The organism is Rhodococcus sp. NPDC003318 (assembly GCF_042879035.1).
GTDB lineage: Bacteria > Actinomycetota > Actinomycetes > Mycobacteriales > Mycobacteriaceae > Rhodococcus_G.
The window spans coordinates 776429-800629 of record NZ_JBIAOU010000001.1 but is presented as its reverse complement, the minus strand read 5'-3'; the positions used below and the strand labels follow the sequence as shown (position 1 = coordinate 800629).

Below are 24201 nucleotides of genomic sequence, written 5' to 3'. Positions count from 1 at the left end.
CTCCGTCAGGCCCGGCTCGGGATCCGTCCCGTGGTCGCGGTCGCGAGTACCGATCGGAATCCCGCCGTGGTCTCGTCGGCGATCGCCTCGTCCTCGCCGGCCTCGAGCGCGTCGAGGATCCGGGCGACGACGACGGCGGGGTCCGACTTCGGTACGTCGAGGTGCGCGATCATCGGGGTGTCCGTGTACGCGAGGTGTGCCCCGAGGACCTGAGTCCCCTGCCCGGCCAGTTCCAGTCGCACCGCGTTCGTCACGCCCCAGAACGCGGCCTTCGACGGACTGTAGGCGCCGGGCGTGGCGAGCCAGCTGAGCACCGAGTGCACGTCGACGACGGCGCCGCCGCCATCCCGCGCCAGGATCGGCGCGAACGCCCGGATCAGCTCCAGCGGCCCGAAGACGTTCGTCTCGAACGTGTGCCGGATCTCGTCCATCGGGGATTCGAGAAGTGAAGCTGCGCCGGTGGTTCCGGCGTTGTTGACGAGCACCTCCACGTCCCCGGCCGCCGCTGCGGCGGCTCGCACCGAGGCGAGGTCGGTGACGTCCAGATGCAGCGGGATGATCCGATCGTCGTCCCAGTCGTGGTCCCGTCGCGCGGCGGCGTACACCGTGCGGGCGCCCCGGGCCAGGGATTGGCGGACGAATTCGCGACCGAGGCCGCCGGTGGCGCCGGTGACGAGAACGGTGCGTCCGTGGAGATTCATGGGTGTCCTTCTGTCGTTGGGGAGGGGTGTGGGGTGGGGGAGGGGTGTGGGGTGGGGGAGGGCGGTCGTTGGGGAAGGGCTCGTCGGCTCGCGGTCACAGTCGTTCGATGACGGTGGCGTTCGCCAATCCGCCTGCCTCGCACATGGTCTGGAGACCGAAACGGCCGCCGCGGTCGTGCAGGGCGTGGGTCAGGGTGGTCATCAGACGGGCTCCGCTGGCGCCGAGCGGGTGGCCGAGCGCGATGGCGCCGCCGTTGACGTTGACCCTGCTCAGGTCGGCGCCGGTCTCCTGCGCCCAGGCGAGTACGACGGACGCGAACGCCTCGTTCACCTCGAACAGGTCGATGTCGGCGAGGGTGAGGCCCGCGCGTTCGAGGACCTTGCGGGTCGCGGGGATGACCGCGGTCAGCATGTACAGCGGGTCGTCGCCTGCAACGGCGACGCTGTGGATCCGGGCCAGGGGCCGCAGTCCCAGCTGTTCGGCCCGCTCGCTGGTGGTGATCAGCATCGCGGCGCTGCCGTCGGTCACCTGACTGGCGTTGCCCGCGGTGACGTTCCAGCCGATCTGGGGGAATCGGCGGGCCATTGCCTCGTCGAAGTAGGCCGGGCGCAACCCCGCCATCGTCTCCAGTGTGCTGCCGACCCTGATTCCCTCGTCGGTGCGCACCTCGCCGACCGGGCTGATCTCGGCGTCGAACAGCCCGTTCTTCGTGGCGTCCGCGGCTTTCGCGTGACTGGCGAGCGAGAACTCGTCCATCCGGGTTCGGGAGATGCCCCAGCGGGCGGCGATCAGTTCGGCGCTGATGCCCTGCGGCACGAGGCCGTCGGGGTACCGCTCGGTGAACGCGACGCCGTTCGGATCTGTGGTGCCGAGCAGGCTCGAGCCCATCGGGACGCGGCTCATCGACTCGACTCCGGTCGCTACGACGATGTCGTAGGCGCCCGCGATCACACCCTGTGCCGCGAAATGCACTGCCTGCTGGCTGCTTCCGCACTGCCGGTCGACCGTCGTGGCAGGCACGGACTCGGGGTAACCGGCGGCGAGCACCGCGCGGCGGGTGACGTTCGCCCCCTGCTCGCCGACCGTGCTGACCACACCGCCGATGACGTCGTCGATCAGGGCGGGGTCGACGCCACTGCGGTCGACGACCTGCCGGAGGCTGTGCGCCATCAGGTCCACCGGATGCACGTCGTGCAGCGCACCTGGCGCCTTTCCTCTGCCCAGGGGAGTGCGGACGGCTTCGACGATCACTGCGTCTCTCATCGTGTGTCCTTCTCGATCGTGAGGATCCGACGGTTCCTCTGACTGTGTGAACCATCTAGCTATGGAAAACCATACCCAGATTCCGGACATCTGGCTACACCTTCTCGAAGTCAGTACTCTGAACGCATGCCGATGAAGTTGCAGGGTCCGCTCGCGGACCGGTCGTCGTGGGATGCCGACGAGCGCTGCTCGATCAGCCGCGCGATGGGCATCGTGGGCACCCGATCGGCGATGCTGCTGCTGCGCGAGGCCTACTACGGCACGACGCGGTTCGACGACTTCGCCCACCGGGTGGGGATCACCGACGCCGTCGCCTCGGCGCGGCTGAAGGAACTCGTCGAGGCCGGACTGCTCGCCAAGTCGCCGTACCGCGAACCCGGTCAGCGCACGCGGTACGAGTACGTCCTCACCGAGATGGGCCGGGACCTGCTGCCCGCGGTCATCGCCCTGATGCAGTGGGGCGACAAGTACCTGCAACGCGACGGGGCACCGCTGCAGGTCGTGGACGACACCACCGGCGCGCCCGTGCGCGTGCGCGTGAGCACCGACGCGGGCGACGACGTCGCACTCGACGGCCTGCGGCTGCGGGTGAACGCCACCGCTGCGCCCACGGCCCCCGGAGCCCCCGCCGGCTGAAGGCGCCCTTCGTGCGGTTGATGCGCGTGAAGGTCGCCTTCAGCCGGGGCTGTCGGTGTCGCCGGTCCGGCTGAAGGCGCCCTTCGTCTCGTTGATGCGAACGAAGGCCGCCTTCAGCCAGGGGTGGTTTCTGTTCAGTCCAGGCCGAGGAGCGCGTTCTCGACGACCTCGGTCAGGGCCGGGTGGATCCAGTACTGGCCGAGAGCCATCTCGCGGGCGGGCAGGCCGAAGCTCATCGCCTGGATCAGGGGCTGGATCACCGTCGACGCCTGCGCGCCGATGACGTGGGCGCCGACGAGCAGGCCGGTGTCGCGGTCGGCGATCACCTTGCACAGCCCCTCGTCGTCCTCCATCGCCCATCCGTAGGCGACGTCGGCGTACCGCTGCACCTTCACGGAGACGTTCAGGCCCTGCTCGTGGGCCTGCGCCTCGGTCAGTCCGACCGACGCGATCTGCGGGTCGGTGAAGACCGCGGCCGGCACGAACCGGTGGTTCGTCCGCGCCAGGTCGGCGCCGGCGCTCCACGCGTCCCGGAGCAGGTTCTCCTGGACGACCCGCGCCTCGTGGTTGGCGACGTGCTTGAGCTGGTGCGGCGAGGACACGTCACCGAGCGCGAACACGCCCTTGGCGGTGGTGCGCTGGAACTCGTCGACGACGACGCGGCCCCGGTCGTCGACCTCGACGCCCGCACTGGCTGCGTCGAGTCGGTCGCCGTTCGGTGTGCGCCCCGTGGCGACCAGCAGCGTGTCGCCGGAGACGACGGTGCCGTCGGCGAGGCGCACCTCGACGGCTCCCGGGTCGCCGGTCACCTCGGTCACCGGATTACCAAGGTGCACATCCCATTTGGCGCGCGCGAGGTCGGTGAACCGCTGCGAGACGTCCGTGTCGAGATCCCGTAGGAGCCGGTCGCCGCGACCGATGATCGAGACCTTCGTGCCGAACGCCGAGAACACGTGTGCGAACTCGGAGGCGATGAAGCCGCTTCCGACGATCACGAGGTGGTCGGGCAGCGTCGGCAGCCGCATGATGTCGTCGTTGGTGTGATACCGGACGCCGGACCGCTCGATCTCGTCCGGGACGATCGGCCGCGAGCCGGCCGCGATGACCACCTGGTCGGCGGTGATCTCCTCCCCGGTGCCGGTGCGGATCCGGCGCGGCCCCGTGAACGTCGCGTAGCCGGAGTACAGCGTCGTGTTCGGGTTCCCGTCGCGGCGGTAGCGTTCGCCGCCCGCCGAGATCGGGTCGATCCGATCGAAGACGCGGTCGACGATGTCGGACCAGCGCACCTTCTCGATCCGGGCGTCGACGCCGTAGCGGGCGGATTCGCGTACCGTCCGGGCCACCTCGGCGGCGTAGACGAACATCTTCGTCGGGATGCACCCCACGTTCAGGCAGGTGCCGCCGAAGGTGCCGCCCTCGCAGATCGCGACCTTCATGCCCGCGAACCGGTCGTCGAGAATGGTGTTGCCGGAACCGGATCCGATGATCGCCAGATCGAAGTGCGTCATGCGCCCTGCCCCTCACTCACGGCCTGACCCTGCAGCCAGTCGAGCCACTGGTCGACCTCCTCGAACGCCTGCTTGCGGGGCACCTCCCGGGAGAGGAACACGTCGTGCCGCGCGCCCTCGATCGGCACGATGGTGGTGCGGTCGCCGAGACATCCGGCCCATCGGGCGATCTGCCGGACGTCGAGGACGAGGTCCGCGACCTCCGACTTCTCGGTGTAGCGCATCGAGTAGTGCGTCGACTTGGACCGCAGGATCAGCGACGGCACCCCGACGTCGAGTCCGCGGTGCAGCACCGCCTGCGCCCGTCGGACGGCGCGCAGCCAGCCGAAGGTGACGCCGAAGCCGCGCAACGGTTTCCACTCGAGGTCGTAGTCCCACTCGCCGCCGTGGTCGCGGTGCAGGGTGCGCCCGTACACGTCGATCGGCGGCTGCCGAAGCTGGAGCCTGTCCTTGACGCGTCCGACGGTGCGGATGGCGACCGTGCCGACGTTGCGGACGTACGACGGACCCTGCAGGTCGAACCACGGGCTGTTGAGGATCAGTCCCGAGACCCCGGCGCCGGTCGTGCCGCCGGGTCGGCGATTCACGCGGTCCAGCCAGGTCGGCAGGATCAGGCCGCCGGTCGAGTGGCCGGTCAGCAGCACCGAGCCGCCGTCGACCTGCTCGCGGACCGTCTCGAGAGCCCAGTCCAGCTCGTCGTCGTACAGGGCGAGGTCGGTCACGAAGTGCGGTGTCTGACCCGGGCGCCGGGAGCGGCCGCACTTGCGCAGGTCGATGGCGAAGAAGTCGTAGCCCCGGTCGTGGAAGTGCTCCGCGACGTGGGTCTGGAAGAAGTAGTCGGTGAATCCGTGCAGGTAGATCACGGCCTGGCGCCGCGCGGTGGCACCCGCCGGGCGGTAGCGGACGAGGGTCGCGACGACCTCACCCTCCCCGTCGGGATCCTCACCGAGCTGGAGTGTGGTCTGCTCGTAGCCGTCGCCGAGGATGTCCGGTACCCAGGTAGTCACAAATCACAATCCTAGTGGTCAAACCCGGCCCCCAGGTGGCGCACAATTGAGGGGAGGTAAACCTCGCGGGTACGCGCGGGTAACCTATCCGGTTGGCAGTCGGCGAGACTGCCTACTGCCAATGGACAAGGAAGTCGATTTTCCAGTGTCAGACAACACCGCGGTACAGAAGACCGATGTAGTTCTCGTCGGAGCGGGCATCATGAGTGCCACGCTCGGAGCCATCCTCCGACAGCTCCAGCCGGACTGGTCGATCAGCGTGTTCGAGCGGCTCGACGCCGCCGCCGCCGAGAGCAGTGATCCGTGGAACAACGCGGGCACCGGTCACTCGGCTCTCTGCGAGCTCAACTACACGCCGGAGAACAAGGATGGCTCGGTCGACGTCACCAAGGCGGTCAACGTCAACGAGCAGTTCCAGGTCTCGCGGCAGTTCTGGTCCTACGGGATCGAGAACGGCATCCTGACCGAGCCCAAGGAGTTCATCAACCCGATCCCGCACGTGAGCTTCGTGCACGGGGCCGAGAACGTGAAGTACCTGCGGGCCCGCTACGACGCCCTCGCCGGCCACCCGCTGTTCGCGGGCATGGAGTACACCGAGCGTCCCGACGAGTTCGCCAAGCGCCTGCCGCTCATGGCCGACGGTCGTGACTTCTCCGACCCGGTCGCCCTGAACTGGACCGACGGAGGCACCGACGTCGACTTCGGTGCCCTGACCAAGCAGCTCCTCGGCCACATCGGAGCCTCCGGCGGCAGCGTGTACTTCGGCCACGACGTGCGGAACGTGTCCAAGCAGTCCGACGGCAGCTGGACGCTCAAGGTGGTCAACCGGCGCACCGGCGACAAGAAGACCGTCAACGCGAAGTTCGTGTTCGTCGGCGCCGGCGGCGGTGCGCTGCACCTGCTGCAGAAGTCCGGCATCTCGGAGGCGAAGGGCTTCGGTGGCTTCCCGGTCAGCGGCCAGTTCCTCCGCTGTACCAACCCGGAGCTCATCGCGCAGCACCGGGCCAAGGTCTACGGCAAGGCCGCGGTCGGCGCACCCCCGATGTCGGTTCCGCACCTCGACACCCGGGTGATCAACGGTGAGCAGGGTCTGCTGTTCGGCCCGTACGCCGGCTGGTCGCCGAAGTTCCTCAAGGAGGGCAAGGTCACCGACCTGCCCGGTTCCGTCAAGCCCAACAACCTGATGTCGATGCTCGGCGTCGGTGTCACCGAGTTGGGTCTGACCAAGTACCTCATCGGCGAGCTCCTGCAGTCGTCCACCGACCGGATCGAGACCCTGCGCGAGTTCGTGCCCCGCGCCACCGGCGGCGACTGGGAGCTGATCACCGCGGGCCAGCGCGTCCAGGTGATCCGCAAGAAGGGCAACGGCGGTGTCCTCGAGTTCGGCACGGCGGTCATCAGCGCCGCCGACGGCACCATCGCCGGCCTGCTCGGAGCCTCTCCCGGTGCGTCCACCGCGGTGCCCGCGATGCTGGACGTCCTGCAGCGCTGCTTCGGCGACCGCTGGACGTCGTGGAAGCCGCGGCTCGAGCAGATGGTGCCCTCGCTCGGCGTCAAGCTCTCCGACAACGAGTCCCTCTTCCGCGAGGTGTGGGACTGGAGCAACCGGGCGCTGGAGCTGGCCGCTCCTGCCGAGGTCGCATCGGCAGCCTCTGCCTGATCCGCTTCGCGACGGCCGCGACCGGGACCTTCGCGGTCCGGTGGCGGCCGCCGCCGTATCCGGGGCACTGTGCGGGGACCGCGACGGCGTGGCCTAGAGTCGGTGCGAACCATCGAAGTTCCTCGCTGCGGGGAAGCCCTGTGCAACTCAGGCACGGTCCCGCCACTGTGACGGCCGACGGCGCCCGCCGCGACCGGAAGTCAGATCACCGCGGCGACGGGATCGACCACCGACCTCTGGCGTGGAGACCGGGGAGTGAAGGGGAATAACGCTGTGGCGCAACAGGATTCGGCTGCCGAACCGGGTTTCCCGTTCAGCGCGATCGTCGGTCAGGACCAACTGCGGCTCGCCCTGACCCTGTGCGCGGTCCATCCCGGCATCGGTGGGGTCCTCGTCCGCGGGGAGAAGGGCACGGCCAAGTCCACCGTCGTCCGCGCTCTCGCCGCACTGCTGCCCCCGACGTCGAGCGGTGCTCCCGCCCGGCTGGTGGAGCTGCCGGTGGGCGCGACCGAGGACCGGGTGGTCGGGTCGCTGGACCTGGAGAAGGTGTTGCGCGACGGCGAGCGGGCGTTCCAGCCCGGACTGCTGGCCGCCGCCCACGACGGCGTGCTGTACGTCGACGAGGTGAACCTGCTGCACGACCACCTGGTCGACGTGCTCCTCGACGCCGCGGCGATGGGCCGCGTCCACGTCGAACGAGACGGGGTCTCCCACTCCCACCCGGCCCGTTTCGTCCTGGTCGGCACGATGAACCCCGAGGAGGGGGAGTTGCGGCCGCAGCTCCTCGACCGGTTCGGGCTCGCGGTGGACGTCGCCGCGTCCCGGGACGTCGATGTGCGCATGCAGGTGGTCCGCCGTCGCCTGGACTTCGAGGCGGACCCCGCCGGGTTCGCGGCCCGCTACGCCGACGCCGACGCCGCCACCGCCACCCGGATCGCGGCGGCCCGCGCCGCCCTCGCCGACGTGGCCCTGCCCGACCGCGAGCTGCGACGGATCGCCGCCCTGTGCGCGTCCTTCGACGTCGACGGAATGCGCGCCGACCTGGTGCTCGCCCGCACTGCCACCGCGCATGCCGCGTGGCGCGGCGCCACCGAGGTCGCCGAGCAGGACGTGCGGGTGGCAGCCGAGTTGACGCTGCCGCACCGCCGCCGCCGCGACCCGTTCGACGAGCCGGGCCTCGACCCCCAGCAACTCGACGATGCGATGCGTGACGCCGACGAGCACGCCAGCGAGCACGAGCCCGACCCGGAACCCGATCCCGACGGCCCGGGTGGCGGCGCTCCCCGGCCGGACTCGGACGGAGGGGATCCGCCGCCGCCCTCCGAGGTGCCGCAGGCCGACTCTCCTCCCGCACCGGCGCCGAAGGACCGCCAGGTCGGTGCGCCGTCGGCGCAGTTCCGCACCCGGCTGCTCACCGTCCCCGGCGTCGGGGAGGGGGCCCCGGGACGCCGGTCCCGGTCGCGGTCCGCGCAGGGCCGCACCGTGCGCGCCACCACCACCGACGCGGGCCGGGGCCTGCACCTGGTCGGAACCCTGTTCGCCGCCGCCGAGCACCAGGTGGCGCGGGGTCGCCGTGAGGGGCGGATGCTGTTGGCGCCCAGCGACATCCGCGGCGCCCACCGGGAAGGTCGCGAGGGTAACCTGATCGTGTTCGTCGTCGACGCGTCCGGCTCGATGGCCGGACGCGACCGGCTCTCCGCCGTGACCGGTGCGGTCGTGTCGCTGCTGCGCGACGCCTACCAGCGCCGCGACAAGGTCGCGGTGATCACCGTCCGCGGCGCGGGCGCCGAACTGGTGCTGCCGCCGACCTCGTCCGTGGACGTGGCGGTGCGCCGCCTGCGGTCACTGCGCACCGGCGGGAGAACCCCACTCGCGCAAGGGTTCCTGAAGGCGCGCGAGGTGGTGCTGCGGGAGCGGGTGCGCGACCCGCGTCGGCGCGCGATGGTCGTCGCCCTCACCGACGGGCGCGCCACCGGAGGGCCCGACCCGGTGCAGCGAGCGAGGATCGCGGCCGGGCTCCTCGCCGACACCTCGGCCGCCGCCGTCGTCGTCGACTGCGAATCCGGGATGGTGCGGCTCGGACTGGCGGCCGAGCTCGCGACGGCGTTGCGGGGAGCCTGCATTCGGCTCGCCGAACTGTCCGCCGAACACGTCGCCGGCGTGGTCCGGGCCGCCGCGTAGTACATCCGCCTGCGAGTAGAGGAGTTCAGCCATGCCCAAGGGAGTCCCGGTCAGCGTCCCCGACGACGGACTGACCACCCGGCAACGCCGCAACGCCCCCGTCCTCGCGGTCCACACCGGGCCGGGCAAGGGCAAGTCGACCGCGGCCTTCGGGATGGCGCTGCGCGCCTGGAACCAGGGCTTCGACATCGGGGTGTTCCAGTTCGTCAAGTCCGCCAAGTGGAAGGTCGGCGAGGAGGCCGCGTTCCGGGCGCTCGGTGAGCTGCACGAGAGCAGCGGTGTCGGCGGCCCGGTGCAGTGGCACAAGATGGGCGACGGCTGGTCGTGGACCCGCAAGAAGGGCGACGACGAGGACCACGCCCGGGTCGCGCTCGACGGCTGGCACGAGGTGGCGCGGCGAATCGCGAACGAGGAGCACACCTTCTACGTGCTCGACGAGTTCACCTATCCGCTCAAGTGGGGATGGATCGACGTCGACGAGGTCGTGGACACCCTGGTGTACCGTCCCGGAACCCAGCACGTGGTGATCACCGGCCGCGACGCCCCGCAGGCGCTGATCGACGCCGCCGACCTGGTCACCGAGATGACCAAGGTCAAGCACCCGATGGACGCGGGCCGCAAGGGCCAGCGGGGCATCGAGTGGTGACGGTGCCCGCCGCTCCCGCGGTCGTCATCGCCGCACCCGCATCGGGCAGTGGAAAGACCACCGTGGCAACGGGTCTGATCGGTGCGCTGCGCGCGGCGGGGGACCGGGTGGCGGCCTTCAAGGTCGGACCGGACTACATCGACCCCGGGTATCACGGCCTCGCCGCCGGCCGTCTCGGCCGCAACCTCGATCCGGTGCTCGTCGGCGCCGACCGGATCGGCCCCCTGTACCGGCACGGCAGCGCCGACAGCGACATCGCCGTCGTCGAGGGCGTCATGGGCCTGTTCGACGGCAAGATCGCGGACCCGGCACCGGAAGGGTCCGCCGAGGGATCCACCGCACAGGTCGCCGGTCTGCTCGGCGCCCCGGTCGTGCTCGTCGTCGACGCCCGCGGGCACAGCCAGTCGCTGGCCGCGGTGTTGCACGGGTTCGCCACCTTCGACCGGAACGTGCGGATCGGCGGGGTGATCCTCAACCGGGTCGGCAGTGCCCGCCACGAACAGGTCCTGCGACAGGCGTGCGACCGGGTCGGCATCCCGGTGCTCGGTGTGGTGCCACGGCTCGCGGAACTCGCCGTGCCGTCCCGTCACCTCGGACTCGTCACCGCGGTCGAGCACGGCGGCGCCGCGACCGCGGCCGTCGCCGCGATGACCGAGCTGATCGCCCGGCACGTCGACCTGGACGCGGTCCGGGCCCTGGCGTCGTCGTCGGTGACCGCGCCGCCCTGGGATCCGGTCGTCGAGGTCGGCGGCCCCGTGGCGGGCGCGCCGCTGGTCGCCGTCGCGGGCGGTCGGGCGTTCACGTTCGGGTACGCCGAGCATCGGGAGCTGCTCGAGGCTGCCGGTGCCCGTGTGCACGTCTTCGACCCCGCGACCGACGAGTTGCCCGACGGAGTCGCGGGCCTCGTCCTGCCGGGCGGGTTCCCGGAGGAGCACGCCGCGGCGCTGGCGGACAACAAGGCCCTGCTCACCTCGGTCCGGCAACTGGCCCGGCGCGGCATGCCGATCCATGCCGAGTGCGCGGGCCTGCTGTACCTGGCGCGAGCGCTGGACGGGCACCCGATGACGCGGGTGATCGACACGGCGGCGACGTTCGGATCGACCCTGACGCTCGGATACCGGGACGCGGTCGCGCTGGAGTCGTCGGTGCTGTTCGAGGCGGGGGAGCGGGTGGTCGGGCACGAGTTCCACCGGACCTCGCTGACCGCTCAGACCGTGGACGGCTGGTCGTCGGCGTGGGGCTGGCGCGTGTCGGGTGCGGCCACCCGGGAGGGTTTCGTCGGTGGCGGTGTGCACGCGTCGTACCTGCACACCCATCCCGCCGGACAACCCCGCGCCATTCGTCGATTCGTTTCCGCGGCACGGGAATTCGAGGTGAAGTATGGGTGACCTGGTGGTCGGGGTCGGGCTGCGCGACGGCGTCGCGGCGGAGGCGGTGCTGGAGGCGATCGGTGACATCGTCGACGACCCGGCCGACCTGCGCGCGCTGGCCACGCTCGACCGCAAGGCCACCGAGTCGGCGGTGGCCACCGCGGCCGCCGAACTCGGGGTCGCGGTGCTCGGATTCACCGCCGACGAACTGGCCGCCGTCCCGGTGCCGAACCCGTCCGGGCGGGTCGCCGCGGAGGTTGGGACGCCCAGCGTCGCCGAGGCCGCCGCGGTGCTCGGATCCGGTGGCGGGGACCTGCTCGTCCGCAAGCGTGCCCGCGATGGCGTCACTGTCGCGCTCGCCCGTACTGTTTGATGACCCGCCCCTGTGAGTCCTTCAGGTCCCCACTCGGGCCGAAAGGACTCACAGGCGCGAAGCGCACAAAGGAGATGTGAAGTGGCAGCAGACGACACGAACTACCTCGTCGGCCTGAATCTGACCGGTCGTCGGGTGGTCGTGGTCGGTGGCGGCACCGTGGCCCAGCGCCGCCTCGGACTGCTCGTCGCCTCGGGTGCCCGGGTGCACGTGATCGCCCGCACCGTCACCCCGGCGGTCGAGGGGATGATCACCGGCGGACAGATCACCGCTGACCTGCGCGACTACACCGACGGCGACCTCGACGGCGCCTGGTACGCCATCGCCTGCACCGACGAACACGACACCAACGCCGCGATCGTGGCCGAGGCCGAACGCAACCGCATCTTCTGCGTCCGCGCCGACAGCGCCAGGCAGGGTACGGCGGTCACGCCGGCCAGTGCCTCGTTCGACGGGCTCGAGATCGGCGTGCTGGCCGGCGGTGCGCATCGGCGCTCGGCCGCGGTCCGCACGGCCATCGTCGAGGCGCTGCAGGCCGGATCGCTCACCGACGAGGAGCCTCACGCTGCCGGCGTCGCGCTCGTCGGCGGCGGCCCCGGCGACCCCGACCTGATCAGCGTTCGCGGTCGTCGCCTCCTCGCCCGCGCCGACGTCGTCGTCGCGGACCGGCTGGCGCCGCCGGAACTGCTCGCCGAGCTCGGTCCGCAGGTGGAGGTCATCGACGCCGCGAAGATCCCGTACGGCCGCGCGATGGCACAGGAGGCGATCAACAGCGCCCTGATCGACAACGCGAAGGCGGGCAAGTTCGTCGTCCGGCTCAAGGGTGGCGACCCGTACGTGTTCGGTCGCGGCTTCGAGGAACTGGAGGCGTGTGCGGCGGCCGGCGTCCCGGTCACCGTCGTTCCGGGCATCACCAGCGCGATCGCCGTCCCGTCCGCCGCCGGAATCCCCGTCACGCACCGCGGCGTCACCCACGAGTTCGTGGTCGTCAGTGGTCACGTCGCTCCCGACCACCCGGACTCGCTGACCGACTGGCCTGCACTGGCCCGGCTGCGCGGCACCCTGGTGATCCTGATGGGGGTCGAGCGGATCGAGAAGTTCGCCGAGGCTCTCGTCGAGGGCGGGCGGCCCGCCGACACGCCGGTCACCGTGATCCAGGAGGGCACGACGCGGGCGCAACGCGAACTCCGCGCCGATCTGGGGACGGTGGCCGCCCGCGTCCGGGAGGAGAACATCCGGCCGCCGGCGATCATCGTCGTCGGTCCGGTGGCCGGATTCTCGGTGAACGATCGGTAACGTGGAATCCCGTGTCTGACTCCACCGCCGTGCAGTACCCGGTGACGACCCGGGCCTTCGGCCTGGCCATCGTCGTTCTCAGCGGTATGCAGCTGATGATGGTGCTCGACGGCACCGTGGCCTCGCTCGCCCTCGCCCGGATCCAGGAGGATCTCGGGCTCAGCGACGCCGGCCGCAACTGGGTGATCACGTCGTACGCGCTCACGTTCGGCGGACTGATGCTGCTCGGCGGGCGCCTCGGCGACGCGTTCGGACGCAAGCGGGTCTTCATCGCCGGAGTGGCGATCTTCACGCTCACCTCCCTGCTGTGCGGCCTCGCGGTCAACGAGGCCACCCTCGTCGCGGCCCGTGCCCTGCAGGGCGTGGGCGCCGCCATCGCGTCGCCGACGGCCCTCGCCCTGGTCGCGACGACGTTCGCGCCCGGGCCGGTGCGCAATCAGGCCATCGCGATCTTCGCGGCGATGACCGGCGTCGGATCGGTGACCGGCCTGATCGTCGGCGGCGCGCTGACCGAGGTGTCGTGGCGCTGGATCTTCCTGATCAACGTCCCGATCGGGCTGGTGATCCTGTTGCTGGCGTTCCGGTCCCTCGCGGAGACGAACGCCGAGCGCCTCCAACTCGACGTGCCGGGCGCGATCCTGGCGACCCTCGGGTGCGCCGCCGTCGTGTTCGGTTTCACGGAGGGTCCCGAGATGGGCTGGGCGCGGCCCCCGGTGCTCGTCGGCCTGATCGGCGGTGTGGTGCTGCTCGTGGCGTTCCTGCTGGTCGAGCGGCGCGCCGAGAATCCGTTGCTGCCGTTCTCCCTGTTCCGCAACCGCGATCGGGTCGCGACGTTCATCGCGATCGCCCTCGTCGGCATGGTGATGTTCTCGCTCGCGCCGTTCGTCGCGCTGTTCGTGCAGGACATCCTGGGATACACGCCGCTGCGGGCCGGCCTGGCGTTCGTGCCGTTCGCGTTCGGGCTCGGTTCGGCGGCGTTCGTCGCGTCCAAGCTCGCGGCCCGGGTGCAGCCGCGCTGGCTGGTCGTCACCGGCACCCTCGTCACCTTCGTCGGGCTGCTCTACGGTTCCACGCTGGACGCGTCCGCCACCTACGTCGGGCACCTGTTCGTGCTCGTGGTGGGGGTCGGGTTCGGAGTGGGCCTCGCGGTGGTGCCCCTGCCGCTGTGCGCGATCGCCGGGGTCGGACCCCACGAGATCGGGCCGCTGGCCGCGATCGCGCAGGTCGCGCAGACGCTGTTCGGCCCGGTCGGCCTGGCCGTCGTCGGCGCGATGGCGACGTCGAAGACACTCTCGCTCGGCGGCGTGTCGGGGGTCGCGGCCGTCATGACGCCGCAGCAACTGTCCGCGCTCGGCGAGGGCTACACCTTCGCCCTCCTCGGTTGCGCCATCCTCGCGCTGCTCGCGGCGGTCGTGTCGCTGTTCATCCGGTTCACCCCCGAGCAGGTCGCGCAGGCGCAGGCGGCCGAGAAGGCCGCGCAGGAGTCGTAGGAGCCAGGCGTCCGGGCTCAGGCCGTCGGGTCGTCGTCCGTCGGGTGCAGGTGGGCGCGTTTGCCGTCGTGGTCGAAGATCGTGAGGATCTCGACGGGTCCGCCGTGCGCGGAGATCGCGTGCGGCACCATCGTCGAGAACTCGGCGGCCTGACCGGCCTCGACGAGGATGGTTCGTTCACCCAGACGCAGGTTCGCCGTTCCGGACAGTACGGTGAACCACTCCTTGCCGGGATGGACACCGAGGTGACCCGGCGGGGTCTGCCGCTCGGGGGTGATGCGCATCTTCGCGACCGTGACGCCCTGCAGTGTGCTCTCCCGGGACAGCAGCCAGGTCGTCACCCCGCGCTGGCGGGCGGGCTGCGGCCGGATCACCACGTCCTCGTCGTCGGGGGACTCGACGAGTTGGTCGAGGGTGGTGTCGAGGGCGCGTGCGATCGGCACCAGCTGGTCGAGGGCGATCCGGCGGTGGCCGGTCTCGATCCGGCTGAGCGTGGACGGGCTCAGGTGACAGCGGGCCGCGAGCGCGTCCAGCGACCATCCGCGCGCCAGCCGAAGACTGCGGATGCGCTGCCGGATCACCTCCTCGAGGCCCACCTCGTCTTGCTTCATGGGCAAGATCATATGCCTGCAGCGCACCACAGGTGGTGTGTCTACTTGCGGCGGCGCAGGACGAAGGCTCCAGCCGCGACGGCCGCGATCACCACTGCGATCGCTCCGACCACGACGGGTGCGATCGAGTCGTCCCAACCCCCGTCGCCGTCGTAGTCGCTGCCGGTGTCGTCGGCGCTGTCGGCCAGGGTGCGCACCTCGGGGTCCGCACCCGGGGTCGGCGCCGCGGAGGCCGCGACCGCCGCCTCTCCGAAGCTCACCGGCGTGCGGGTGTCCTGGCTGCGGTCGGCCGAGCCGTGCGCGGCGACGGTGTAGATCGAGCAGGCGCTGCGCGTGCAGTCCGAATCGCCGTGCACCGCAGCCAGTTCCAGCTCCGTCGACCAGTGGCCGTCGACGATCCTGTCCGGTGTCAGGTACGCGGTCGCCATCCACGCGGACGCGTCGGTGGCCGAGAACCGGTCGTCCTGGACGAGGCCGACGTAGATCCCGGCGCCCGCTCCGGAGAACCCGGTGCCCGTGACCGTGACCTTCTCGCCCGCCGCATCGAGGCCGTCGATCTTCGACGCCGACACCGCGACGGTCCCGGCCCGCGCCGGTGTCGCGGTGGTGGTCGGCGTCGCGGTCCCGACGAAGCTGATCGGCGTCACGGTGTCCTGACTGCGGTCGGCCGAGCCGTGCGCGGCGAACGTGTAGATCGCACAGGCGTTTCGGGTGCAGTCGCTGTCGCCGAACGCGCCCGCGACCGCGAGTGTCGTCGACCACGCCCCGCCGGGCATGTCGGTGGGGCGGATGAACTTGGTGTCCTGGAACGCCGAGGCGTCCGTCGTCGAGAACCGGTCCGTCCGTGCGACGCCGACGTAGATGCCGGGCCCCGCCGTGGAGAAGCCGGTGCCCGACACGGCGATGGTGTCGCCCGCCGCGTCGAGGCCGGACGTCTTCGACGCGGAGACGGCCGGGGTGCCCGACGTCGTGGATGCCGCCACGGGAGTGGTCGTCGCGGGTGCGGCGCCGGCAGGGTCGAAGGTCACCGGGGTGACGGTGTCCTGGCTGCGGTCGGGGGAGCCGTGGGCGGCGAGGGTGTAGATCGCGCAGGGCCGGGCCAGGCAGTCGGTGGTGCCGACCTGCGCCTGCACCGGAAGGCCCACACTCCATGCGCCGCCGGTGATGTCGGCGCTACGCACGTACACGGTGCCCGCGAACGAGTCGGCGTTCATCGGGTTGTACTTCCCGGTCTCGGCGAGCCCGACGTAGATGCCCGCGCCCGCCGCGGAGAAGCCGGTACCGGACACTCGGACCGTCTCACCCGCCGCGCTGATGCCCGACGTCTTGCCGACGGTGGTGACCGGGCCTGCGGAACCCGGTGCCGCACCGGATCCCTCGGCCGCGACCTCGGCGTCGGTGGCGAACGACACCGGCGCCCAGACGTCCTGGCTGCGGTCGGTGAAGATGGACGGGAACGCCGCGAAGGTGGCGACGTAGCAGTCGGTCGTCAGGCAGTCGACGCCCTTGAAGGTGCGGGCGACCTCGATGTCGGCGGTGAACGAGCCCGCCGCGTCGGTGGTCAGCTTCGACTCCTGGCCGTAGGTGCTGGGAAATCCGACCGCCGGTTTCGCCACGGTCTGCGCGAGGTAGAGCGCGGTGTCCGGCTTGAAGCCGGTGCCGGTCACGGTGACGGTGTCGCCGGTGTCCAGGCCGGTGGTCTGCGAGAGGGTGAGCGCGCCGGTGCCGGCGCCGAAGTCGACGTCGATCGGGCCGATCGAGACCCCGTCGGACGAGCCGACGGGAACATCCTGGGCGTGGGCGATGCCGAACGACAGTGCCGCCGACATCACGACGACCGCAGCCGCGGCCGCCACCCGACTGAACGCGCGCATTCTCCAACTCCCTGCTTCGGGTCGCCACGGCGACAGCACGAGAAGAACTTGGTGAGGCTAACCTACGTGCCTGGACGGTCGTTCAGGCGGCTGCGTCACCCGTGCGTGAGTTCGGTGGTCAGAGCTACCGGACTCGCGCACAGGCGCGGAGGGCCTAGGTGAGGATGACGAGTTCGGTGGGCGAGGCGATCTCGACGGTCAGGCCGGCTTTCGCGGCGACCCTGGCGACGCCCTTGACGTCGGACGGTTCGGCGCGGGTGAGGACCAGCGCCCGGGCCAGCAATCCCTTGTGGTGCTTGTTGAAATGGCTGACGACCGAGCGGCTGCCGTCCGGCTTCTCGGTCAGGACGGTGGCGGTGACCGCGCCGGCGACCGGGCCGAGTTGCTGATACGTGCCCGACCTCAGGTCCACCACCAGCCCCGCGTCCTCCGCCTCCAGCGCCGGGGTCAGCTCCGGTTTCCACAGCGACTGCAGGGTGCCCGTCCCGGGCAGCTTGGACCCGCCGGAGAGCCGGTACGCGGGGATGGGGTCGTCCGCCCGGACGACGCCGAACAGTGCCGAGCCGATCGCCAGCCGCGCGTACGCCTTGGACTTCTGGGTGCGGGTGAACGACTTCGCGTCGAGTGCGTCGAACAGGACCCCGGTGTAGCGCTCGAGCGCGGGCCGGGTGGGGGAGGTCCACAGCGCGGCGTTGCGCTCGACCTCGTCGGCCTGACCGGCGCTCAGACCGAGCGCGACGCTCGACGCCTCGACGTCCGCGGCCAGGGCCACGAGCGCCTCGACGAGCATCTCGCGGGTGGCGGTCAGTGTGGGCAGCGACAGTTCGCCGAGGTCGAGGGGGACGCCCCTGCCGCCGTCGGACTTGGTCTCGGAGGGAGGCAGCAGTACCAGCACGAGCGGTAACGGTACCGGGCCGCAGCCACGCGCTCGTGGCCCGACTATCCTGATACCCCGTGATCACCCGCCTGTCTCAGCTGTTCCTGCGCACGCTCCGTGACGACCCGGCCGACGCCGAGGTCCCCAGTCACAAGTTGCTCGTCCGTGCCGGCTACGTCCGCCGCATCGCGCCGGGCGTCTACTCGTGGCTGCCGCTGGGCCTGCGGGTGCTGCGCGAGGTCGAACGCGTGGTCCGCGAGGAGATGGACGCGATGGGCGCGCAGGAGATCCTGCTGCCCGCGCTGCTGCCGCGCGACCCCTACGAGGCGTCGAACCGCTGGACCGAGTACGGCGCCGGCCTGTTCCGTCTGCAGGACCGCAAGGGCAACGACTACCTGCTCGGCCCCACCCACGAGGAGCTCTTCGCGCTCACCGTCAAGGGTGAGTACAACTCGTACAAGGACTTCCCGGTCACCCTCTACCAGGTGCAGACGAAGTACCGCGACGAGGAGCGTCCGCGCGCGGGCATTCTCCGCGGCCGCGAGTTCGTGATGAAGGACTCGTACTCCTTCGATCTCACCGACGAGGGCCTGACTGCGTCCTACCGGGCGCACCGCGACGCCTACGAGCGGATCCTGGGCCGGCTCGGCGTCAAGTACGTCATCGTGTCCGCGACGTCCGGTGCCATGGGTGGCAGCGCGTCGGAGGAGTTCCTCGCCGAGTCCGAGATCGGTGAGGACACCTACGTCCGCTGCCTCGAGTCCGGTTACGCCGCCAACGTCGAGGCCGTCAAGACCCTTGCGCCCGAACCGATCCCGTTCGACGGACTGCCCGCGGCGCAGGTCCACGACACCCCCGACACCCCGACCATCGACACCCTCGTCGACTGGGCCAACGGTGCCGGGCTCGGCCGCACCGTGACCGCAGCCGACACGCTGAAGAACATCCTCGTCAAGACCCGCGTTCCAGGCGGCGAGTGGGAACTGCTCGGCATCGGCATCCCCGGCGACCGCGAGGTCGACGGCAAGCGCCTCGAGGCGTCGCTCGAGCCCGCCGAGTACGTGCTGCTCAGCGAGGCCGACTTCGCCGACAACCCGTTCCTGGTCAAGGGCTACATCGGGCCGAAGGCACTGCAGGAGAACGGGGTCCGCTACCTCGTCGATCCGCGGGTCGTCGACGGCACCAGCTGGATCACCGGCGCGGACGAGCAGGGTAAGCATGTCGTCGGCCTGGTCGCCGGCCGGGACTTCACGCCGGACGGCACCATCGAGGCCGCCGAGGTCCGCGACGGCGACCCGTCGCCGGACGGGGCGGGCGCGCTGGTCGCGGCCCGCGGCATCGAGGTCGGACACGTCTTCCAGCTCGGCCGCAAGTACACCGACGTGTTCGAGGTGGACGTCCTCGGGGAGAACGGTAAGCCGGTCCGCCCGACGATGGGGTCCTACGGTATCGGCGTCTCGCGCCTGGTCGCCGTGATCGCGGAGCAGCAGCACGACGAAAAAGGTCTGCGCTGGCCGGCCGAGGTGTCCCCGGCGAACGTGCACCTGGTGATCGCCAACAAGGACGACGCCGCCCGCGAGGGTGCCGAGGCGCTGGCCGCGCAGCTGGACAAGGCGGGCCTGTCGGTGATCCTCGACGACCGCAAGGCGTCTCCCGGCGTGAAGTTCAAGGACTCCGAACTGATCGGCGTTCCGTTGATCGTCGTCGTCGGTCGCGGATTCGCCGACGGCAAGGTCGAACTGCGCGACCGCTTCACCGGCGAATCCCGGGAGGTCCCTGCCGACACGGCGCTCGACGAGGTGCTCGCGGTGGTGCGCAGCTGAGCGCGCCACCGCGACACGTGGTGCCCCGGCCGGCGAGCGCCAGGCCGGGTCACCGGGACGGGACGGTCGCCCCCCTTCGGCGGCCGTCCCCCCGATTCCCGGCACCAGCGGTGACGGGAGTACCTCAGCTGTCCACCGGGCTCCCCGCGATTCGCTGCTCGTAGGCGGCGCGCTCGGCGCCGACGTCGAGGAAGACGCGGTCGAGTCCCATCGAGCGCCGCAGCACCCGCGCCACCGGCCGCGGAAACAGTTGCCACAGCGCGCTTCCGCCGGACAGGCGGGCCGGAACCACGGCCTGCCTGCGACCCCGCCGCAGGACGGTCACCACGGCCGCCGCGACCTGCTGCGGCGGAATCGGCCGCGTCAGCGGTCCCGGCGTGGTGCCGGATATCAGGTCGGTGTTCGTGAACGAGGGCAGCAGCGTCGAGACCCGCACACCGTGGTCCTCGAGTTCCGCGTCCAGTGCGTCACCGAATCCGACGACGGCGAACTTCGTTCCGCTGTAGACCGCCATGCCGGGCGCGGGCATGCGGCCGGCGATCGAGGCGACGTTGACGATGCGGCCGCCACCACCGCGGGCGACCATCCGGCGGGCCGCGGCGCGGGCACCGTTCATCACCCCGCGCACGTTGATGTCGATCGCGCGCCCGACGAGGGCGTCGTCCTGGTCGAGGACCGATCCGATCGGCATGATGCCCGCGTTGTTGACCCAGACGGTGACCGGGCCGAGTACCGATTCGACCTCGTCGAGGAACGACTCCACCGATGCCGGATCGGTGACGTCCAGCAGCGCGCCGTACACACCGAGTTCGTCGCACGTGCGGGCTGTCGCCGAGGCGTCGATGTCCCCGATGGCGACGCTGGTTCCGTTGTCCCGCAATGCCGTTGCGATCGCGCGGCCGATGCCGCGCGCACCTCCCGTCACGACCGCGACCCGGCCGCCGAGCTCGATGCCCTTCATGCTTCGCTCTCCTTCAGTTCGTCGAGGGTCCGTCGCAGCACCTTGCCGGAGGAACCCCGGGACAGGGTGTCGACGAACACGATGTCGCGCGGCATCCGCGACCGCGGCAGGTGCGCGGTGACATGGGCACGGACGGAGTCCTCGTCGACGGATCCGGTGCCGCGCACGACGTAGGCGCGCAGTCGCTGACCGAACTCCGCGTCCTCGACCGGGGTCACGGCGGCGTCCGCGATGTCGGGATGCGTGAGCAGGACGAGTTCGACCTCCTCGGGGTACACGTTCTCGCCACCGGAGACGATCATCGAGTCCGAGCGCCCGGACACGTGCAGTCGTCCTCGCATGTCGAGGTGCCCGCGGTCGCCGGTGTCGAGGAAACCGTCGGTGTCGCTGCGACGGGTGCCGTCGGTGTAGGCGTGGATCTGCGCCGGAGTGCGCACCAGGATGCGGCCCACCGTCTCGGCGGTTTCCGTGCGGCCGCGGTCGTCGACGATGCGCACGACCGTCCCGAGGGTGGGGCGTCCGGCACAGTCGGGTGCGTCGGCGAGGTCCTGCGGTGTCGCGATGCTGACGTAGGCGGCCTCCGTCGACCCGTAGAGGTTGTGCAGCACCGGCCCGAACGCGTCGGCAACCTGCCTGACGAGTGCGCGTTCGAGGCGGGCGCCACCGCTGGCGATGATCCGCAGGCTCGACAGGTCGGCGCGCCGGACCTCGTCGCCGAGGTCGAGGACGCGGCGGAGCATCGTCGGCACCGCGACGAACGTGGTGCACCGCTGCCGCGCGAGGTCGGCCAGCGCGCGGGAGGCGTCGAAACGGCGGTGCAGGACGAGGGTGGATCCGAGCATCAGCGTCAGCACCGCGACGAGCAGTCCCCAGCCGTGGAACACGGGCGCGGACAGCAGCACCCGCTCGCCGCCGCGCAGCGGAATCCGTTCGAGCAGGCCCGCGGTCAGCATCAGGGTGCGCGGCTCGGCCCGGGGCGCCCCCTTGGGCACGCCACTGGACCCGCTGGTGAGGATCACCAGCGACGCCGCGTGCTCGGGGCGCGGCGGGGGAGTCGCGGACCCGTGCTCCGTCAGCAGTGCGAGCGCGTCCGCCGGCATGTCCCCGTCGAACCACGCACACCACCGGTGTCCGTCGAAATCGGCGACGGCGGGACCGAACTCCTGGTCGTAGATGATCGCGTCGAGACGTTCCCGGGCCGCGACGACCTCCACCTGGGCCGGCCCGAAGTCCGAGCCGAGCAGGACCACACGCGCACCGGCCGCGGCCGCGGCACACAGGGACACCAGTGCCTCGGCGTGGTTGCGGCACAGGATCCCGATGCTCGGCTGGGACCGCGCGACCGGCAGCGTGGCACGCAGCGCGTTCGCGAGACGATGTGTGCGGGAGTCGAACTCGTCGAACGTCAGCGCGCCGCGGTCGTCGACGATCGCGATCGCGCCGGAGTGCACGGCCGCGCAGTAGGCGGGCAGGCCGCCGAACGGTCCGAGTCGGGCGACCGCCCTCACTCCCGTGGCGAGCGCCCGGGGACCGGTGGGAACCATGCCGGCCTGCCACAGGACCCGGGCGGCGACGGCCTCGTTCCGGAGCCGGGTTCTCAGGGTGCGAGTGTTCATCGACGTCCTCGGAATGGTTGGGGCCGGGAAGTTCTCGTCGGCACGGCCAGTCTCGCCCGGGTGGCGAGGTTGAGTGCGGTCAGCAGGCCGGCGCGGAACCGGTCCGGGTAGGGGGTGGGAAACCGCTGGGTGGTCACGGTCTGCGGCTCGGTGTACCGGACGATGCCCTCCCGGCCGTGCCTGCGCCCGACGCCGCTCGCGCGCATGCCGCCCATCGGGGCACCGAGCGCGGCGATCGCGGACAGGTAACCGTCGTTGACGTTGACGGAGCCCGCGACGATCCGTTGCGCCAGTCCCCGGCCCCGGGACAGGTCCTTCGTCCAGACGCTCGCGCTCAGACCGTACTCGCCCTCGTTGGCGAGCCGAACGGCCTCGTCCTCGGAGCTCACGCGGTACACCGACACCACCGGACCGAACGTCTCCTCGGCGTACACGCTCATCTCGGCGGTGACGTCGGCGAGCACGGTCGGCTCGTGGAACAGCGGACCGATGTCCGGTCGGGGGCGTCCGCCGGTCAGCACGGTGGCTCCCTTCACGACGGCGTCCTCGACGTGCCGGACGGTCGCGTCCAGCTGGCGCCGCGAGGTCAGTGACCCCATGTCGACGGCGTACGTGTAGCCGCTGCCGAGCCGCAGTCTGCGGGTGCGTTCGACGAGGGCGTCCACGAACTGCGGGTAGACCCGGTCGTCGACGTAGATGCGTTCGATGCCGATGCACATCTGACCCGCGTTCGAGAAGCAGGCCTGGATCGCACCGGTCGCGGCGGCGGCGATGTCGGCGTCGGCGCACACGATCATCGGGTTCTTGCCGCCCAGTTCGAGCGACGCCCCGATCAGCCGGTCGGCGCACTGTCGCGCGATCGTGCGGCCGGTGGCGGTGGAACCGGTGAAGCACAGGTGGTCGACCGCGTCGATCACCGCCGCTCCGAGCTCGGCGCCCGGCCCCGCGACGACCTGCCACACCCGGGGAGGCAGACCGGCCTCGACGGCGAGCTTGCGCGCCAGCAGCAGGGTCAGCGGCGCCTGGGAGTCCGCCTTGCTCAGCACCGCGTTCCCGGCGACCAGGGCCGGGATCACGTCCCCCACAGCGAGGAAGAGGGGATAGTTCCACGGTGCGATGACGCCGACGAGGCCCTTGGGCCGGTACTCGACGCGGGCGGCCACGACCCCGGGAGCGGCGGTGCTCGCGCGCGTCGGGCGCAGATGGCGGGCGGCGGTGCGGCCGTAGTAGGCGGCCACGGAGATCACGCCCTGCGCCTCGACGGCGGCGTGTACGCGGGCCTTGCCGGTCTCCCACTGCATCAGGTCGCAGAGCAGGTCGTGGTGGTCGATCAGGGTGCGCGCGAAGCGCCGCACGACACGTTCCCGATCGCGGACCGGCAGGCGTGCCCATCCGGTCTGGGCGGACCGCGCCGAGCGGGCGAGCGCCGCCACCGTCGCCGGATCTGCTTGGGGCACAGCGGGAAGCGGGAGGCCCGTGAAGGGTGCGCTCGCGCGGCGCCAGGTGCGCGACGGTGGCAGCTGCGCGCGCAGGGAGTCGATCAGGGCCGGGTCGACCGCGCGCGGATGATCGGCCGCGGGTGGATCACCGACCTCGGGTACACGAACTGAGGTCACGGGATGTCTCCTCGGCGGAGGTGCGTGTGGGTGTCAGCGGTGGCGGCCGCGCCGGTCACCGCGACAGGCGTCGGCCGCCGCGTCACCAGATCAGACGGACCAGATACCGCTCTGCGTACGTGCGAACCGCCTCGAGGTCGGAAATGTCCAGCTGCCCTTGGGGGTTGAGCATCACCGAGACGGCGATGCGGACGAGGATCTCCGACACGGCGCCCAGGTCCTCGTCCGACATCGTGGCGCCGCTGCGGCGCAGCGTGCGCGCGACCTGCGTCGCGGCCTGCGTGATCGGCGCGCCGTCCGTCCGGTTGGTCAGCCCGAGGATCAGCTCCGGCTCGCTGTCGAGGATGCGCGCGACGAGCGGCATCTCCTGCGTGAGCCGGACGCCGCGGGTGAAGCACTCCACCACCGCGCTGCGCGGGTCGCGGTTCGCCGCCACCCGGTCGAGTTCCGCGAAGAACGCCGCGGTGTCGTGCATCACGAGCATCTCCACCAGCGCGTCCTTGTTCGGGAAGCGCCGGTACAGGGTGCTGCGGGAGATGCCTGCCCGCCGGGCGATGTCGTCCATGTTGGTGCGCCGGATCCCGTACTGCTCGAACTCCCTCCGCGCAGCGTCGAGCATCACCGTCTCGGGTGACACGCGCGTCGCGGTGCGTTCGGCTGGTGTGGGCATCAGAGGGAGCATACCGGTCGT

General features: G+C 71.2%; 20 protein-coding genes and 1 riboswitch. Of the genes, 9 read left to right on the top strand and 11 right to left on the bottom strand.

The window, feature by feature from the left end:
* Window positions 1–5: 5 nt before the first annotated feature.
* Window positions 6–701 (bottom strand): SDR family oxidoreductase, encoded by a 696-nt coding sequence (locus tag ACFYVR_RS03525; protein ID WP_387469647.1) that lies wholly within the window; start codon window positions 699–701, stop codon window positions 6–8.
* Window positions 702–795: 94 nt separating this feature from the next.
* Window positions 796–1965, bottom strand: a complete 1170-nt coding sequence (locus ACFYVR_RS03520; protein WP_387469645.1) for a thiolase family protein — start codon at window positions 1963–1965, stop codon at window positions 796–798.
* A 126-nt stretch (window positions 1966–2091) separates the two neighbouring features.
* Here ACFYVR_RS03520 and ACFYVR_RS03515 point away from each other — a divergent pair, with 126 nt between their 5' ends.
* Window positions 2092–2601 (top strand): winged helix-turn-helix transcriptional regulator, encoded by a 510-nt coding sequence (locus ACFYVR_RS03515; protein ID WP_387469642.1) that lies wholly within the window; start codon window positions 2092–2094, stop codon window positions 2599–2601.
* Window positions 2602–2735: 134 nt separating this feature from the next.
* Here ACFYVR_RS03515 and mtr read toward each other — a convergent pair whose 3' ends face one another.
* Window positions 2736–4109, bottom strand: coding sequence for a mycothione reductase (mtr, locus tag ACFYVR_RS03510; protein ID WP_387469639.1), 1374 nt, complete (start codon window positions 4107–4109; stop codon window positions 2736–2738).
* Entirely contained in the window at window positions 4106–5116 is a 1011-nt protein-coding gene (locus ACFYVR_RS03505; protein ID WP_387469636.1) for an alpha/beta hydrolase, read from the bottom strand. Before ACFYVR_RS03505 ends, mtr begins: the two co-directional genes overlap by 4 nt.
* Before the next feature lie 121 nt (window positions 5117–5237).
* Between ACFYVR_RS03505 and mqo the strand changes: the two genes are divergently transcribed.
* The 7 genes from mqo to ACFYVR_RS03470 all read left to right on the top strand — a co-directional run bounded on the left by mqo (window position 5238) and on the right by ACFYVR_RS03470 (window position 14132).
* Complete coding sequence (gene mqo, locus ACFYVR_RS03500; protein ID WP_387469634.1) at window positions 5238–6776, top strand: malate dehydrogenase (quinone); 1539 nt, start codon at window positions 5238–5240, stop codon at window positions 6774–6776.
* A 130-nt stretch (window positions 6777–6906) separates the two neighbouring features.
* Window positions 6907–6986: riboswitch (cobalamin riboswitch) on the top strand.
* 63 nt (window positions 6987–7049) lie between these two features.
* Window positions 7050–8957 carry a VWA domain-containing protein gene (locus ACFYVR_RS03495; RefSeq protein ID WP_387469631.1) on the top strand — a complete coding sequence of 636 codons (1908 nt, stop codon included), beginning with the start codon at window positions 7050–7052 and terminating at the stop codon, window positions 8955–8957.
* Between the two features lie 31 nt (window positions 8958–8988).
* Window positions 8989–9603, top strand: coding sequence for a cob(I)yrinic acid a,c-diamide adenosyltransferase (gene cobO, locus ACFYVR_RS03490; RefSeq protein WP_387469629.1), 615 nt, complete (start codon window positions 8989–8991; stop codon window positions 9601–9603).
* A complete protein-coding gene (locus ACFYVR_RS03485; protein WP_387469627.1) occupies window positions 9597–10991 on the top strand; it encodes a cobyrinate a,c-diamide synthase in 1395 nt (464 codons plus the stop codon). Before cobO ends, ACFYVR_RS03485 begins: the two co-directional genes overlap by 7 nt.
* Complete coding sequence (locus ACFYVR_RS03480; RefSeq protein ID WP_387469625.1) at window positions 10984–11346, top strand: cobalamin biosynthesis protein; 363 nt, start codon at window positions 10984–10986, stop codon at window positions 11344–11346. Before ACFYVR_RS03485 ends, ACFYVR_RS03480 begins: the two co-directional genes overlap by 8 nt.
* 81 nt (window positions 11347–11427) lie before the next feature.
* Entirely contained in the window at window positions 11428–12642 is a 1215-nt protein-coding gene (gene cobA, locus ACFYVR_RS03475; protein ID WP_387469622.1) for a uroporphyrinogen-III C-methyltransferase, read from the top strand.
* Window positions 12643–12728: 86 nt separating this feature from the next.
* Window positions 12729–14132 carry an MFS transporter gene (locus ACFYVR_RS03470; protein WP_387470334.1) on the top strand — a complete coding sequence of 468 codons (1404 nt, stop codon included), beginning with the start codon at window positions 12729–12731 and terminating at the stop codon, window positions 14130–14132.
* 17 nt (window positions 14133–14149) lie between these two features.
* Here the strand turns inward: ACFYVR_RS03470 and ACFYVR_RS03465 are convergent, their stop codons facing one another.
* The 3 genes from ACFYVR_RS03465 to yaaA form a co-directional block, all read right to left on the bottom strand.
* Window positions 14150–14743, bottom strand: a complete 594-nt coding sequence (locus tag ACFYVR_RS03465) for a helix-turn-helix domain-containing protein (protein ID WP_387469620.1) — start codon at window positions 14741–14743, stop codon at window positions 14150–14152.
* Between the two features lie 41 nt (window positions 14744–14784).
* On the bottom strand, window positions 14785–16617 hold the full coding sequence (locus ACFYVR_RS03460; protein WP_387469618.1) for a neocarzinostatin apoprotein domain-containing protein: 1833 nt from the start codon (window positions 16615–16617) through the stop codon (window positions 14785–14787).
* 154 nt (window positions 16618–16771) lie between these two features.
* Window positions 16772–17512 (bottom strand): peroxide stress protein YaaA, encoded by a 741-nt coding sequence (yaaA, locus tag ACFYVR_RS03455; RefSeq protein ID WP_387469616.1) that lies wholly within the window; start codon window positions 17510–17512, stop codon window positions 16772–16774.
* A 59-nt stretch (window positions 17513–17571) separates the two neighbouring features.
* On the opposite strand from yaaA, the gene ACFYVR_RS03450 reads away from it, so the two are divergent.
* Window positions 17572–19317 carry a proline--tRNA ligase gene (locus tag ACFYVR_RS03450; protein WP_387469614.1) on the top strand — a complete coding sequence of 582 codons (1746 nt, stop codon included), beginning with the start codon at window positions 17572–17574 and terminating at the stop codon, window positions 19315–19317.
* A gap of 124 nt (window positions 19318–19441) precedes the next feature.
* On the opposite strand, the gene ACFYVR_RS03445 is transcribed toward ACFYVR_RS03450, so the two are convergent.
* From ACFYVR_RS03445 to ACFYVR_RS03430, 4 genes are all read right to left on the bottom strand, one after another.
* Window positions 19442–20278 (bottom strand): SDR family oxidoreductase, encoded by an 837-nt coding sequence (locus tag ACFYVR_RS03445; protein ID WP_387469612.1) that lies wholly within the window; start codon window positions 20276–20278, stop codon window positions 19442–19444.
* On the bottom strand, window positions 20275–21894 hold the full coding sequence (locus ACFYVR_RS03440) for an AMP-binding protein (RefSeq protein WP_387469610.1): 1620 nt from the start codon (window positions 21892–21894) through the stop codon (window positions 20275–20277). The genes ACFYVR_RS03445 and ACFYVR_RS03440 overlap by 4 nt, the downstream gene beginning before the upstream one ends.
* Window positions 21891–23510, bottom strand: a complete 1620-nt coding sequence (locus ACFYVR_RS03435) for a succinic semialdehyde dehydrogenase (RefSeq protein WP_387469607.1) — start codon at window positions 23508–23510, stop codon at window positions 21891–21893. Before ACFYVR_RS03435 ends, ACFYVR_RS03440 begins: the two co-directional genes overlap by 4 nt.
* An 82-nt stretch (window positions 23511–23592) precedes the next feature.
* Window positions 23593–24180 (bottom strand): TetR/AcrR family transcriptional regulator, encoded by a 588-nt coding sequence (locus tag ACFYVR_RS03430; protein ID WP_387469605.1) that lies wholly within the window; start codon window positions 24178–24180, stop codon window positions 23593–23595.
* Window positions 24181–24201: the final 21 nt, after the last annotated feature.

What these genes read in the sequence shown, in the direction of transcription:
- mqo (WP_387469634.1), top strand. Translation starts at nt 5,238, where the DNA reads ATGGACAAGGAAGTCGATTTTCCAGTGTCAGACAACACCGCGGTACAG.
- ACFYVR_RS03465 (WP_387469620.1), bottom strand. Translation starts at nt 14,743, where the DNA reads ATGAAGCAAGACGAGGTGGGCCTCGAGGAGGTGATCCGGCAGCGCATC.
- ACFYVR_RS03515 (WP_387469642.1), top strand. Translation starts at nt 2,092, where the DNA reads ATGCCGATGAAGTTGCAGGGTCCGCTCGCGGACCGGTCGTCGTGGGAT.
- mtr (WP_387469639.1), bottom strand. Translation starts at nt 4,109, where the DNA reads ATGACGCACTTCGATCTGGCGATCATCGGATCCGGTTCCGGCAACACC.
- ACFYVR_RS03525 (WP_387469647.1), bottom strand. Translation starts at nt 701, where the DNA reads ATGAATCTCCACGGACGCACCGTTCTCGTCACCGGCGCCACCGGCGGC.
- ACFYVR_RS03480 (WP_387469625.1), top strand. Translation starts at nt 10,984, where the DNA reads ATGGGTGACCTGGTGGTCGGGGTCGGGCTGCGCGACGGCGTCGCGGCG.
- ACFYVR_RS03460 (WP_387469618.1), bottom strand. Translation starts at nt 16,617, where the DNA reads ATGCGCGCGTTCAGTCGGGTGGCGGCCGCGGCTGCGGTCGTCGTGATG.
- ACFYVR_RS03440 (WP_387469610.1), bottom strand. Translation starts at nt 21,894, where the DNA reads ATGAACACTCGCACCCTGAGAACCCGGCTCCGGAACGAGGCCGTCGCC.
- ACFYVR_RS03520 (WP_387469645.1), bottom strand. Translation starts at nt 1,965, where the DNA reads ATGAGAGACGCAGTGATCGTCGAAGCCGTCCGCACTCCCCTGGGCAGA.
- ACFYVR_RS03445 (WP_387469612.1), bottom strand. Translation starts at nt 20,278, where the DNA reads ATGAAGGGCATCGAGCTCGGCGGCCGGGTCGCGGTCGTGACGGGAGGT.
- cobO (WP_387469629.1), top strand. Translation starts at nt 8,989, where the DNA reads ATGCCCAAGGGAGTCCCGGTCAGCGTCCCCGACGACGGACTGACCACC.
- ACFYVR_RS03430 (WP_387469605.1), bottom strand. Translation starts at nt 24,180, where the DNA reads ATGCCCACACCAGCCGAACGCACCGCGACGCGCGTGTCACCCGAGACG.
- ACFYVR_RS03470 (WP_387470334.1), top strand. Translation starts at nt 12,729, where the DNA reads ATGCAGCTGATGATGGTGCTCGACGGCACCGTGGCCTCGCTCGCCCTC.